The organism is Undibacterium sp. WLHG33, from assembly GCF_049544815.1.
Taxonomy (GTDB): Bacteria; Pseudomonadota; Gammaproteobacteria; order Burkholderiales; family Burkholderiaceae_D; genus Undibacterium.
In genome coordinates, this window is the sequence record NZ_CP186697.1 from 1896833 (window position 1) to 1910952 (window position 14120).

General features: G+C 51.2%; 13 protein-coding genes and 1 riboswitch. Of the genes, 2 read left to right on the forward strand and 11 right to left on the reverse strand.

What is annotated here, in order from left to right:
- Window positions 1-78: 78 nt before the first annotated feature.
- Together ACOTSW_RS08695 and ACOTSW_RS08700 are read left to right on the forward strand one after the other, a co-directional pair.
- Window positions 79-987: a class I SAM-dependent methyltransferase gene (locus ACOTSW_RS08695; protein WP_423682206.1), complete on the forward strand. Its 909-nt coding sequence runs from the start codon at window positions 79-81 to the stop codon at window positions 985-987.
- 97 nt (window positions 988-1084) lie between these two features.
- The gene (locus tag ACOTSW_RS08700; RefSeq protein WP_423682207.1) at window positions 1085-2542 is read left to right on the forward strand and encodes a Ppx/GppA family phosphatase; all 1458 of its coding nucleotides are present in this window, start codon (window positions 1085-1087) and stop codon (window positions 2540-2542) included.
- A gap of 153 nt (window positions 2543-2695) precedes the next feature.
- Here the strand turns inward: ACOTSW_RS08700 and ACOTSW_RS08705 are convergent, their stop codons facing one another.
- From ACOTSW_RS08705 to ACOTSW_RS08755, 11 genes are all read right to left on the reverse strand, one after another.
- Window positions 2696-4429 (reverse strand): methyl-accepting chemotaxis protein, encoded by a 1734-nt coding sequence (locus tag ACOTSW_RS08705; protein WP_423682208.1) that lies wholly within the window; start codon window positions 4427-4429, stop codon window positions 2696-2698.
- Window positions 4430-5156: 727 nt separating this feature from the next.
- Window positions 5157-7292, reverse strand: coding sequence for a TonB-dependent siderophore receptor (locus ACOTSW_RS08710; protein ID WP_423682210.1), 2136 nt, complete (start codon window positions 7290-7292; stop codon window positions 5157-5159).
- Window positions 7293-7350: 58 nt separating this feature from the next.
- A riboswitch (TPP riboswitch) is annotated at window positions 7351-7449 on the reverse strand.
- Between the two features lie 127 nt (window positions 7450-7576).
- Window positions 7577-8461, reverse strand: coding sequence for an EamA family transporter RarD (gene rarD, locus ACOTSW_RS08715; protein ID WP_423682212.1), 885 nt, complete (start codon window positions 8459-8461; stop codon window positions 7577-7579).
- A gap of 146 nt (window positions 8462-8607) precedes the next feature.
- Window positions 8608-9495, reverse strand: a complete 888-nt coding sequence (locus ACOTSW_RS08720) for a cobalamin-binding protein (RefSeq protein WP_423682214.1) — start codon at window positions 9493-9495, stop codon at window positions 8608-8610.
- Entirely contained in the window at window positions 9495-10334 is an 840-nt protein-coding gene (panC, locus tag ACOTSW_RS08725; RefSeq protein ID WP_423682215.1) for a pantoate--beta-alanine ligase, read from the reverse strand. The genes ACOTSW_RS08720 and panC overlap by 1 nt, the downstream gene beginning before the upstream one ends.
- 34 nt (window positions 10335-10368) lie before the next feature.
- Window positions 10369-11223: a segregation and condensation protein A gene (locus tag ACOTSW_RS08730; protein ID WP_423682216.1), complete on the reverse strand. Its 855-nt coding sequence runs from the start codon at window positions 11221-11223 to the stop codon at window positions 10369-10371.
- A gap of 23 nt (window positions 11224-11246) precedes the next feature.
- On the reverse strand, window positions 11247-11456 hold the full coding sequence (locus ACOTSW_RS08735) for a DUF3460 family protein (protein ID WP_423682217.1): 210 nt from the start codon (window positions 11454-11456) through the stop codon (window positions 11247-11249).
- A 147-nt stretch (window positions 11457-11603) separates the two neighbouring features.
- Window positions 11604-12185 (reverse strand): TIGR00730 family Rossman fold protein, encoded by a 582-nt coding sequence (locus ACOTSW_RS08740; RefSeq protein WP_423682218.1) that lies wholly within the window; start codon window positions 12183-12185, stop codon window positions 11604-11606.
- Entirely contained in the window at window positions 12182-12853 is a 672-nt protein-coding gene (locus ACOTSW_RS08745; protein WP_186885105.1) for a TetR/AcrR family transcriptional regulator, read from the reverse strand. Before ACOTSW_RS08745 ends, ACOTSW_RS08740 begins: the two co-directional genes overlap by 4 nt.
- A 65-nt stretch (window positions 12854-12918) precedes the next feature.
- Window positions 12919-13431 carry an RDD family protein gene (locus tag ACOTSW_RS08750; RefSeq protein WP_423682220.1) on the reverse strand — a complete coding sequence of 171 codons (513 nt, stop codon included), beginning with the start codon at window positions 13429-13431 and terminating at the stop codon, window positions 12919-12921.
- A gap of 3 nt (window positions 13432-13434) precedes the next feature.
- A complete protein-coding gene (locus ACOTSW_RS08755) occupies window positions 13435-14118 on the reverse strand; it encodes a DUF3106 domain-containing protein (RefSeq protein ID WP_423682221.1) in 684 nt (227 codons plus the stop codon).
- Window positions 14119-14120: the final 2 nt, after the last annotated feature.

The following is a 14120-nucleotide window of genomic DNA, read 5'->3' on the forward strand; positions in this document are numbered from 1 at the left end:
ATGCAAACTTTTGTATTGTTCTCCCATCGCCTGTGAATTGGAATTATCATTCCTGATTAGCTTAGCGGACAGTCCATCATGAAAAAGCCTGAAGTCAAAAAAAGCAAACAAAACAAATCAGACGGGCAACGCGGGCAGGATGCAACTGATCACAACGAAAAACATGAAATCCGTCCCGGTCAGTCGCTGGAGTTACTCAAAGAGCTGCATATCCTCACGCGCGATGGCAAACTGAATCAGGATAGTCGCCGCAAACTCAAGCAGGTTTATCACTTATATCAATTCATTGAGCCCTTGCTGGAAACCCTGCAAAAAGACCATGCTGATATCAGTTTGGTCGATCACGGGGCGGGTAAGTCTTATCTCGGCTTTATTCTGTATGACCTGTTCTTTAAAGTCGGCCAGTCGCAAAGTAAAGCGCATATCTATGGGATTGAAACCCGCGATGAACTGGTGCAGCGATCGACAGAACTTGCCCGGCGCCTGGATTTTCCCGGAATGTCTTTCCTGACTTTATCCGTAGCAGATTCGATTACCTCAGATCAGTTACCGGATCAGATTGATATCGTCACCGCATTGCATGCATGTGATACCGCAACGGATGATGCGATACAGTTCGCCTTGAAAAAGAAGGCTAAATTCATAGTGCTGGTACCTTGCTGCCAGGCGGAAGTTGCTGCTGAATTGCGCAAAAATAAGGGGGATGCTGTTCGCAATAATCCCTTATCTGAAATGTGGCGTCATCCCATACATACACGCGAGTTCGGCAGCCAGATCACCAATGTGTTGCGTTGCCTGCAGTTAGAAGCGCATGGCTATCAGGTCAGGGTAACTGAACTGGTAGGATGGGAGCATTCAATGAAAAATGAATTAATCATCGCGGAATACAAAGGTCTGCCTGCGAAACGCCCCGCAGAACGGCTGGCAGAAGTGCTCAGGACGACCGGGCTGGAATCGATGCAGCGACGTTTTTTCGTCACACCGTAAATCTGGCGTCACTTGCAGGTCATAAAAAATGATTAATATCATTTTCATTCTGACGTGCTGTACTTTCTCATAGTATTGATAGTAAAGGATAGAAAACATGCTGGCCGCCGTTGACCTTGGTTCCAACAGTTTTCGTTTGCACATCGGTCGTCATGAAGGTGACGTGATCCGTGTTGTTAAAAGTGCGCGTGAGCCGATACGGCTGGCAGCCGGGCTCGATGCCGATGGCAATCTGACGCCGCAGGCGATACAGAATGCGGTAGATTGCCTGGCCCGCTTCCGTGAAATTCTGAATGCTTATCCGATCGATAGTGTCCGTGTTGTTGCAACCAATACGATCCGTATCGCAAAAAATTCTGCGGCGATTTTACCGCGTGCCGAAGCGGCGATCGGTCATCCCATTGATGTGATTTCCGGCGAAGAAGAAGGCCGCCTGATCTACATGGGCGTATCGAATGCAATCCGTGTCCCGGATGAGCGCCGGCTGGTGATGGATATTGGTGGCGGCTCAACGGAAGTGATACTAGGGCGCGGCCATGAGATCATCAAGGTGGAATCGTTCAGCATAGGAACGGTCAAGCACAGCGCCAGTTTTTTCCCGGATGGACGCCTGACGGAAGCTGCTTTTGAAGCGGCTATTTTGTCCGCCCGATCGATGTTTGAAGACGCTGCGCCACCGTATCAGCCGCAGCACTGGCGCAAGGCTTACGGCTCGTCTGGGACGATGCGGGCGATTGCCGATGCCATCATCAATACTGGTCTTGGCGATGGCAGGCTTACCCTGAAGAGTCTGAATGCGCTGAAACAATACTGTATCCGCAGCGGACAACTCAGCGAGCTTGAGTTGAGTGGCATCAAGCCTGAACGTGTCGCGATGGTGATAGGCGGGCTGGCCATACTGATCGGACTGATGGAAGAATTCAACATCGAAGTACTGGCGCCGGTCGAGGCAGGATTACGTATGGGCGTCATGTGGGATCTGTACTTGCGCGCAACCAAGCGCGACCGGCGTGAGGTATCGGTACAGAAAATCGGCCAGCTGTTCCATATTGATATGTCGCGTGCGAATCGCGTTGCGGAAATAGCAAAATCGATATATCAGCAACTCAAACCGGCGAAAGATACCTATCTGCGTCTGCTGTACTGGAGTGCGATTCTGCATGAAGTGGGCATGGTCGTTTCTCACACCGGTTACCACAAGCACGGTGCCTACATGATAGAGAATGCTGATATGGCGGGATTTACCACCAGCGAGCAGAGAATCATGAGCAAGCTGATTCTGAGTCAGAAAGGTAATTTGCGCAAAATCAGTGAAGGTCTGGGTGATACGGATTTTGCCAAAGCGGTGCTGGCATTGCGTCTGGCCGTGATGCTGATGCATTCGCGGGCAGAAATTGACTATGAAGATATTCGCCTCAAAATGAAAAAGAATATCGAACTCGACATGCGTCGCGACTGGGTTTCTCTGCATCCGACGGTGGCTTACTGGTTGCAGAAAGAAACCGAATGCTGGCGTGAGGTGGGCATGGATTTTCTGGTCCGCGCCAATGTCTGATCCGGCAGGTCGCTAAACTGAGCGATAAAGACAGACCGATAAAACAGGCAGTAAAAAAGGCCCGCATTTGCGGGCCTTTTTTTAATGATGTGTTAGCCGTTTTTCGCAGCGACTATGCTGTGTCGTCGTGACGATAAGTGCATGTCTGGATGCTTAAAACTCTTCCCAGTCTGAGTTTTCTTTGTTTGCTGACGGTTTTGCAGTTTCCGCGCGTTTTGTCGTGGCCGCAATTTTTTTCAGCGGTTGTGGCTGACGCGTACCGGCGTTACGCGGTACTGCCTTCGCGGGGGCAGGGCGCGGTGTTGCAAAAGAAGCGCTGACGGCGCTTTGTGACGCATCGAGCTTGAACATGCTGACCACGCTCGCCAGATTTCTTGCCTGCTCTTGCATCGCGGCGGAAGCGGCGGCGGCCTGTTCTACCAGTGCAGCATTTTGTTGTGTAACCTGATCCATCTGGATAATGGCCTGATTTACCTGTTCGATACCGGATTGCTGTTCATGGCTGGCAGCCGTGATTTCGCTCATGACATCGGTGATGCGATTAACACCATTCACAATTTCCTGCAGCGCTGCGCCGGCCTGGCCTACCTGCTGAGAACCCAGCTCTACTTTTTCGACGGAATCGTCAATCAGCGTCTTGATTTCCTTGGCGGCGGCTGCCGAGCGTTGTGCCAGATTGCGGACTTCTGAGGCGACGACGGCAAACCCGCGTCCCTGTTCACCTGCGCGGGCGGCTTCAACAGCCGCATTCAGTGCCAGAATATTGGTCTGGAACGCAATGCCGTCAATCACACTGATGATGTCAACAATTTTCTTGGAGGAGTTGTTAATCTCTCCCATGGTATTGACGACCGTTGTTCCTGCATCGGTACCTTTGGCAGCCATGTCTGCGGTTGACAGCACCAGCTGATTCGCCTGACGTGCATTTTCTGCGTTTTGTTTGACAGTCGATGTCAACTCTTCCATGGACGCCGCTGTTTCTTCGAGTGAACTAGCCTGTTCTTCAGTACGTGCAGACAAGTCCAGATTGCCGGAAGCGATTTCACTGGAAGCAGTTGCGATCATATCGGTACTTTGGCGGACTTCCCCGACCACTTTAGCGAGGCTGTCACGCATTGTCTTCATTGCAAACAGCAGGCTGTCTTTATCGTTTTCGCCGGTTTCCACATTGACCGTCAGATCGCCGGCAGCAATACCTTTGGCGATGTCGGCAGCGTATTCCGGTTCACCACCGATGGCGCGCTCAATATTACGTGCAACAACCACGATGATGAGGCTCAGGACGATACCAATACCGATCAGCAAGATGACGGCACTCCATAAATCCTTGATAAACGCGTCTGTCAGGTCATCGAGGTACAAGCCGGTAATGAAAGTCCAGTCCCACGGTTTGTAAGTCAGAACGTAGGCGCCTTTGGGAAATACCTGCTTAGGATCTGCATTACCTGGTTTGGTCCAGACATATTCTATCCAGCCTTCTCCTGCACCTTTCGCAATGGTGGCGACATTGCGATAGAAAAACTGACCGCCAGGGTCTTTAAAGTCTGTGACATCTTTACCGATGAGTTCGGCTTTGATCGGATGCATAATCACCGTAGGGTGCGAGTTGATCACGGTGTAGTAACCATCTTTGCCATAGCGCATCGCCTTGAGACGTGCCAGCGCCTGTTTCTTGGCTTCTTCCAGCGGCATCGCGCCGGAATCTGCCAGTGCAGCATATTCTTTGACCGTTGACATGCCGACGTCAGTCGCAAAGCGCAATGCAATCTGCCGCTCTTCAAAACGATGTGCTTTATTCTGCAACACGTTGACCGTGCTGATACCGAGCAGGCAAAGCCAACTGATGATGAGTGGTAAATAAAGTTTGCTGCGAAAGCTGAGTTTCATGTCTCTTCCTATCGTGGTAACGGAAATTCTTCTTAAACGAGGTATGGCCAATCCGGGATACTCTGAGTGATCTGAGGTCGCAAGGGTAGAGCACCTCATTGTTCACGAGTTGTACTGACTGATTCAGCTTAAATCAGGACAGCTTTACGCTTGTTTTCGATAAAGATGGGGTAACTTTATCCAAACCGATTCAGACTATCAAACCGATCAATTCAATATCAGACACTATGTTAATATAAAAACCTTGATTTATATCAACATTATGGCAATAACAACAAACACAATTTGTCCGCATTTTTCGCTTTACTTTGGATTTATCGCGCTGAAAAACAGGTGAGCCAGTATTTTCCTGTTTAGTCACTTTGTGCTGTTGATTGAGACTCCGCTATCTTCACATTGGTTTGCGCTCACCCTGCAATCCCTGTACCCGCAGCCTGTGTTTGTATAAAAAACGGGGAGTATGCTGAATTTTCGCTGTTATCTCATTGAATACAGTGGCTGTTAAAAAATACTCCCCCCAGTATTTTTTTGTCAAAAATGCTCTTGGGCCGCCGATGTGAGGCGGGTCATCGTCTATTGAGTCAATCCGGCAGAGAGGTAATCGGTCTGCGAATAAAAAAACGACGATCGCCGTGGCGTATCGTCGTTGTTGTTGCCGGAGATTCTTGGCGCGCTTATTTACCGCGTCAGTGCGGTTCAGGCTGACGCGAAATACAACACCACAGAATCAGAAGTCGAACTGTGCAGACAGTTTGTAAATCCGCGAGGCGCCCGGCAGCAAGTAACCGCCGAGGGACTGCGTGACATCGCGCCAGTAGAATTTATCGAATACATTGTCGATATTGAAGCGCAATGTCGTTGCGGTGCCGCCTACGCTGGTCACATAACGCGCACCCAGATTCACGACCTGGTAGCCGGGCACAATTACTGCGTTGTCGGGGGAATAGGCTTTATTGCCGGAATATTGCCAGCTCGCATTCAGATTCAGACCTTTGATTTGCGCCACGGCGTAGTCGGCATAGATGCTGGATTTCAGCTTAGGTACGTTCAACACGCGCTTGCCATCCAGCGCGGCATTTCCCGTGTCTTGCTGTTTCGCTTCGAGTGCGGTGATGCTGGCGCCGAGGTACAGTTGCGAACTCAGCTTACCCTGCGCTGACAGTTCCAGTCCGGTGTGTTGCGCTTCGCCATTCTGTACATAAACGTTGACACTGTTTGTGTATTCGAGGGGTTTCTGAATGCGGAAAACAGCCGCAGTGATGCTCAGATCGCGGCTCAGATCATTCTTGATCCCGAATTCCAGTTGTTTCGAACGTGCCGGATTTAGCATCACATTCTGATTGCTGGTACCGAAAGGCGCAATGCCGCCATGTTCCAGCCCTTGCGCAAACGAACCGTAGAGAGACATGGTTTGTACAGGCTGATACACCAGCGCTGCATTCGATACCCAGGTATTGCGGTCGTAACCGGGATTATCGAGCTGGCTGCGTGTTATATGCAGGTGACGCACGCCGGCGTGCAGTTTCCAGCTGTCGCTGAGGCTGATAATGTCTTGCGCGAAGACAGACCATTCTTTATCGGTACGACGTAAGCTGGCCGCACCAGGCTGATTTGGCGATGGTGCAACGGCGACCGGCTTATACAGATTGCTGGTGCCAACGAAGTCGTAAATGTAATCGCCAAAATAATCTTTACGGCGCGAAGTCGATAAACCCGCTGCGAATGCATGAGCAAAGACGCCGGTACTAAATTTACCGCTGAGCAGTGCCTGCGTGCCGGTCATCGATTTCGACTCATTCAGGCTGCGATAGTCATACACATCGTAATCGCCGTTCGCGCAGTAACCGGGAAACAGATTGGTAGAACTGCAGCCATACGGAAATGCGGTGTAATCGTCACGTTTGAATTCATGCTGATTGGCGGCAAAGCTGGCGTTCCAGTCAGCGTTAATTTTGTATTCAAAACGCAGGCCCACATTGGTGTTGCGGGTATCGACCGGTTTTGCCCACGGCTGTTGATTCAGCATCATATCGGCGCTGATATTGCGCGGCAGATCGGTGCCATTCGTGAGCTGGAAGCCCGGCACGGAGAGCTGTGATTTGTGCTGGTAATCGAGATCGAGTTGCAGTAAAGCCTGCGACGACAAATGCCAGTCGAACGCACCGGAAATGAACTGACGCTCACCATTCGCTCCTTTGACATACGAGCGCAGGCGTTCGCCGGCGGCATTGATGCGATAACCGAACTGACGGTCGGCGCTCATACCGCCCAGATCGGCACTGCCATACAAGGTGCCGCGTTCAGAGATTTCCGTGGTAATGCTGCGCAGCGCGGAAGCAGTCGGGCGCTTGGTCACGTAATTAATGATGCCGCCCGGCGTGGCAAAGCCAGACTGAAATCCGGAAATACCTTTGAGGATTTCAACGCGTTCTTTATTTTCCAAAGGGATCGAGGCATCGCCCGGAATCGCAAAACCATCTTTGCGATAGCTGCTGGAATTATCCAGCGCAAAACCGCGAATCGAGAATTGCTCGGCATAGCCGACAGCGTTATAGGCATCATTCACACTGGCATCAAATTTCATCGCATCGGTGGTCTGGCGTATGCGCAAATCCTGCATTTGCAGCGTTGTCCATGCGGTGACCGAAAACGGCGTCTCGATCAGTGCGGTATCCAGAAAACCGGCGGCTTTGGTGCGCTCGGCTTTGGCATCGCTGAGGCGGTTGCCGCTGACGACGACTTCCGGTAATTCTTTTTCAGTCGATTGCGCGTGCGCCGTGTTCCATGCGAATGTCTGAGCCACGGCAAGCGCGATCAGCGATAAGCGGCGTGGATGAAGATGATGTGCAGATGGTTTTTTCATGTTGTACTCTCGGTTGCGATGAAGTACAGCGCGGGAGTACACAAAAGGACGTGGCAGAGGCATGAACTTTGCGCTTCCCTTCGCTGGCATTATCCAGATCAGGTATAAGGGACTCTCTCACCCGGAAATAAAATTCCCAGGACCCCTAGCGAAGGCGCTACTTTAACATGAATCGTTTTGCACCATAAAAAAAAGCACACCAGGTGTGCTTTTTTGCCTCAAATATACCGGGGGGAGTATCTTAAAACCCCCAGCAAATACGCTGAGATTTGATGCAAACAGGCTCATACTCCCTGTTTTTTTGCTCCCAAGCTGATCCACATGCCTTCCATCGAATACACCAGCAGCGCCGCCCAGATTGCGATAAAGCCGAGCAGTTTATGGTGATCAAACGCTTCGTGAAATACCCAGATGCCGAGTAAGAGTTGTACGCTGGGGGCGATGTATTGCAGCAGACCGAGTGTCGTCATCGGAATCCGGCGCGCACCGGCTGCAAACAGTAACAGCGGAATCGCCGTGATCGGGCCGCTGAGTGCGATCAGTATCTGCATGTGACTGTTTTGCGTCATAAACGCATTTTGCCCGTGCACAGTCAGCCAGGCCAGATAAGCGAAAGCGAATGGAAACAGTAAAATTGTTTCCAGCGACAAGCCTTCCAGCGCGCCCAGCGCCGAGGTTTTACGCAATAAACCGTAAGTGCCGAAGGTGATCGCCAGCGCTAAGGCGACCCAGGGCAGATGGCCGGTCTGCCAGGTCAGCCAGCCAACGCCGAGCGCGGCAAAGGCAACAGCCAGCCATTGACCGGGACGCAGCCTTTCCCGCAGCACTGCCGAGCCAATCAGAATATTCACCAGCGGCGTGATGAAATAACCCAGACTCGCATCCACCACATGACCATCGTTGACCGCCCAGATATAGATAAACCAGTTGCTCGACAAGAGCAGGGCGCTGAGCGTAAAACCGGCAATCACTTTCGGCTGACGAAAAGCCGCGCTCAGCCATGACCATTGCTGACGCCAGGCGAGCACGCCGGCTAAAAACAGCAGCGACCATAACATGCGATGGATCAAAATTTCTAAAGAGGGAATGCTTTGCAGTGCTTTGAAATACAGTGGAAACAGGCCCCAGACGATATAAGCCGAGCCTGCCAGGAAGATGCCTTTACGCATGTATCATATCCAGAAAAAAACCGCACAGCGGCTGAGCTAAGCATTATCCCCGCAAAGACGGAATCATGCTTGAGAGCAAATTATTTTTGCACACCGACAGAGTACATCGGCTGTCAGCTCGCAGACAAACTTGCCTTCGCAACGTCTTATTTTTCTCTGGCTGCGGCAATGTGTTTGCAGAGTGCCTCGGTACCATCGAGTATGCGCGGCCCGGCGCGGTTCAGCCAGTCGCCATTGACGGCGTACAGATGATTTTTCTTTGCTGCAGTCAGCACAGAAAACTGCCGCCATTCATTCAGGCTGTCGGTGTTGCTGCCACCGGTGATGATCGCGTCCGGGTTTGCTGCCAGCAAAGCTTCCACTGACACGGTGGGACTGATTTCTTTCAGCGCACCAAAAACGTTTTTGCCGCCGCATAAGCGTATAGCTGCCGAGACCATGTGCGTATCATTCAGCGTCATCAGCGGCTTGCGGTTGACCTGATAAAAAACACTGACAGGTTTCTCGCGAGCGCTCTGATATTGTTTCTGAAGGTTGGCGAGCCGCAAACGGAATTGCTCCGCGGCCGCTTTGCCTGCTGCAGGCGTGCCAGCCAGTATCGCCAGTCGTTCCAGCGAGGTGGCTACCATCTCATAATCGCGTGGCTCGCTTTCAAAAACGGTGATGTGATTGTCGCGCAATTTGTTGACCAGCAATTTACCGCTACCTGTGCCCCAGACGACAACGAGATCAGGTTTGAAGGCCAGCAGTTTTTCCAGGTCTAAGGCAAAGACATTGCCTACCGACGGTAATGCTTTTGCGGCCGCCGGAAAATCGCTGTAATCACTGACGGCAACGATGCTTTTTGCTGCGCCAGCTTCAAAAAATAATTCGGTCGCATGCGGCGCCAGACTGATGATTCTTTGCGCCGGTTTGCTGAGTGTGATCGTGCGATCAGCATCATCTTTGACACTGACCGCCGCCACACTGCTGGCGCTGACCAGCAGTGCAGGCAGTATGCAGACGCTGCCTATCAGCATGCGCAGCGATGTCATCAGATTTCCAGATTGTCGATCAGACGGGTATTGCCGAGCTTCGCAGCTGCCAGCACCACCAGCGGCGCGCCTTGCGCGATATCGCCAGCCGACGGTGGCTGCAGATCAGCACGTTTGCGGATCGCGATGTAATCCGGTTTCCAGTGGCGATTTGTGAGGCCGGCCATCGCTTTACGTTCGAGTTCAAACAGATCCAGGTGGCCGCCACGGACTTCTTCTGCAACCTGATTCAACGCCTGATACAGCGCTGGTGCTTCGGCCCGTTCTTCGGCAGACAGATACATATTGCGCGACGATAAGGCAAGGCCGTCCTCGGCACGGAAAGTATCGGCTGCGATAATTTCGGTTGGTAAGGCAAATTGCTTGCTCATATTTCTGACGATCATCAGCTGTTGATAATCTTTCTTACCGAATACGGCAACGCGTGGTTGTACGCAAGAGAATAATTTCAACACCACCGTGGTCACGCCAGTGAAAAAGCCGGGGCGGAATTCGCCTTCGAGAATATTGCCGAGATCGTCCGGTGGACGAACGCGGAATTCCTGCGGTTCCGGATACAGATCTTTTTCTGTCGGTGCGAACAAAATATAGACGCCTTCTTTTTCCAGCTTTTCGACGTCAGCCTGGAAAGTGCGCGGATATTTGTCGAAATCTTCGTTCGGTCCGAATTGCAGACGATTGACGAAAATCGAGGCGACCACCGGGTCGCCGTGTTTTTTCGCCAGTCGCATCAGCGACAGATGACCTTCGTGCAGATTGCCCATGGTAGGCACAAATGCTGTGCGTAACTGACCGCTGAGATGGTCGCGTAATTCTTCAATGGATGAAATGATTTTCATGATGAATGAGTGATGTTTCGGTTATCAACAATACTCAGACTGGCGAATAGGCGAGTCTGACGTAGATGGGCGCGAAGGCTTCGGCCTGCGTGATTTCTATCAGTGTTTCTTTTGCCAGTTCGAGCAGGGCGACAAAATTCACAACCAGCACCGGTGCGCCGCGGGACGGGTCGAACAGTTCGGAAAATTCGACAAATTTAGTCGATTGCAGCTTGCGTAAAATAGCGGACATGTGCTCGCGTACCGATAGTTCCTCGCGGCTGATTTTATGATGGGCGACCAGCGTTGCCCGCTTCATGATGTCGGCCCAGGCGGCTTGTATATCAGCGACTTCCACGTGTGGCCAGTGCAATACCGTGTTCTGCTCGACGAATACCTGCGCATGTAAAAAATCGCGGCCTAACTGCGGAATCGCATTTAAATCGTAAGCGGCCAGTTTCATTTGTTCATATTCGAGCAGACGCCGCACCAATTCCGCACGCGGATCTTCGGCCTCATCGTCGGCATTGCTTTTGGTTGATGGCAGCAACATGCGCGATTTAATCTCGATCAGCATCGCGGCCATCAGCAGGTATTCTGCTGCAAGTTCCAGATTGTGTTCGCGAATCTGATCGACGTACTTCAGATACTGCAAGGTCACTTGCGCCATCGGAATGTCGAGAATATTGAAATTCTGTTTGCGGATCAGATACAGCAATAAATCCAGCGGCCCTTCGAATGCTTCCAGAAAAACTTCCAGCGCATCCGGCGGAATATATAAATCATTCGGCAGCTTGAATAGAGGCTCACCGTACAGTCGCGCAAACGCCATGCCATCAACGACATCGGGCGTGCTATCAACGGCACCGACCAGAGGTAACTCTGTCGAAGGGAGTTCAGAAGTGGTCACAAGCAGGGTGCTCTGACAGGATCTCAGCCTTTGTTTTGGTAAACGTAAGCTTGTTGCGGTACGCGGGATTCCTGATTGCGTTTTTGCATCTCCAGATCAACTGGCGCTTTATCCCACAACAACGCGCGGCCATCACGCTGGCTCTGTTCCAGCTTAGGATTCGCAGTTTTTAAGCTTTTGAGAAAGCTGGTTGCTTCAGATTCGTACAGGGAGAATTGCTTGGAGAATTTCATAGCTTTGAAATAAACACGTAAAGAACGGACGAAGCGGCATTTTACTCTGTATTTCCCGGAAAACCGCATTCGCCAGGGCAAGGATGATAAAGTATTCTCAGTCACAGATACTGTACTGCGTCACATCTGTGACTGAGCAGAGATGGATTACAAGTCCGGCTTATCTACCCATTTGCGTACGTGTACAGGTTGATATGTGCTGAAATGCTGTAATAATTCTGCCGGATCACTGCTGGAATAGAGTAACTCCAGATGTGCGGAGCGCAAGAAACCCTGTTGCTGGGTATTCTTTAAAAATGCCAGCAGACCGTCGTAGAAGCCTTCGACATTCAGTAAGCCTATCGGTTTGTCATGAAAACCCAGTTGTGCCCAGGTCATGACCTCGAACAGTTCTTCGAGTGTACCTATGCCACCTGGCATGGCAATAAAACCATCTGATAATTCAGCCATCATGGCTTTGCGCTCATGCATATTTTTGACGATGTGCAGCTCGCTCAGACCGCGATGACCGACTTCTTTATCCATCAGGGCTTTGGGAATAATGCCGGTGACGTTTCCGCCAAGTCGCATGACTTCGTCGGCGATGATGCCCATCAGGCCGACGTTGCCGCCGCCATAGACCAACCCCAGTTGTTGTTTGACCAGATTTGCTGCCAGTTGTCTGGCACCCGCTGCATAGGCGGGCAGAATACCTGCCGCTGAGCCGCAATAAACGCAGATTGCTTTCATGAGTGATTCATTTTTTGCAGATAATTCTGCGACATTTTTTCAAAAACCTGTTTGGTTTCGCCGCGTAAGTAAGGGCTGATCAGTACTATCACCTGATAACAGCCGCGCGCCAGTGATTCTGACATGGTTTGCAGCTCTGAATATTTACGCGGATTGCGCACATATTCATACGACAGCCAGTAAGTGGCGACTACTACCATGTTGGTCGCGAGTGCATCTATATCCATATCGGTTGCTTCGAATTCACCGTCGGCACGCAAGTCGTGGCAGAGATCAGTGGCGACTTTGATTTTGTGCGACAGGATTTCTTTAAAATTGAGTTCCAGCTTACGGTTGCGCGACAGTAAATCGCTCAGATCGCGGTAGAAAAAACGATAGCGCCAGACCAACTCAAAAGTCAGGTGCAGATAAGTCCAGATATCCTGGATATTGGCTTTTCTGCCTTGGGGGAAGGCGAGCTTTTTATTAATTTCCGCCTCAAACTGCGTAAAAATGGAGTTGACAATATCGTCTTTATTGCGGAAATGGTAGTACAGATTGCCGGGAGAGATGTTCATCTCTTCGGCAATTACCGTAGTCGTGATGTTTGGCTCGCCAAATTCATTGAACAAGCGGAGGGAAAGTTCGAGGATGCGTTCGCGGGTACGGCGAGGAGCTTTGTGTTGCATGTGATTCTTCTCGAAAAATTATTTCATTAGAATAACATCGTTCTGTTTAACAGCAAAACCTCTCTCTACATCGTGGCAATTTTCTCGTTCTCAGTAGAAACGTGGAATAAACGTGTTTTAGCGAGTTTATCGTGTAAGAATTGACCATTTGCATCGAAGCGGGACGTCATAGCCCAGCCGGCGATACCGAGCGCGAGAACGATCACCATCATCCATTCTTTGAGGCCAAGCTGGTAGATGATTGCCATTGCAGGAAGAAACCACATCCATGCCAGGCAATAGCGGACGATCGCCTTGATTAAGGGAAGCCTTTTACCGTCGGTATCCGCGACACGGATGCGCCAGGTTTGCATCGCAAGTGTCTGCCCGCTGCGCGTCCAGCAAAAGACAAAATAGATTCCGATAATGACGAACAGCCAGAGCTGCCGGAGATGACGCAAAGTCAGTGCGTGCTTGCTTTGCGTGATGACATCAAACAAAAAACCCGCAGCAAACACGATGCCGAAGACCAGCAGAGCTTCATAGACCATGCAAATCAAACGGCGACGTAAGGTAGGAGTGGTTAAAGCGTTGTTCACAGATTATTTCGAGATGACCTGGGATGCAGAAACTGCAGCCGGAGCGATGGCAGGTTCACTGACGGCCGGTACGCTGCCGGAAGCCGGCGCTGGTGCGGCGATTACTGCTGCCGATGCCGGCGCAGGCGTTACCGGCTTTGCCGGAGGTTTGGGGCCCAGCTTGATCGGTGCCAGTATCTGTGGATTTTTCACCAGATCAGGCGACAAATTGGTCACGCTTTTTTTCTTTGCATGTTCTTGTGCGAGACGTTGTTTTTCTTCAGCGCTGAGCTGCTGATATTGTTGCCACTGAGCTGATTTCTGCTCAGGCTTCACCAGTGAGCTCTTGGCGAAATTTTCACGTGCTGCCATCCGTTGTTCGGGCGTCAGTTTCAGCCATTCGCGCATTCTTTCCTGAAGCCGGACCTGTTCCTCAGGCTTCATCTTCGCGTAGCGATTACTGATTTCCAGCCATTTTTTCTTACGACTTTCCGGTAATTTGTCCCATTCGCTTGCCAAAGGTGCCAAAGCTTGCTTTTGTGCCGGATTCAGTTCCGACCACAATGGTCTGGCCTGTTCAGCCGGTGCCAAAAGCGCGACGGCCGGCTTTGAGGCCGGAACAACACTGCTACCGCCTGCCAGTGCAAAAGGCAGTCCGGTACCAATAAGCAGGAAAAACGCGCAATGACGTAAGTTGAAAAACGCCACGT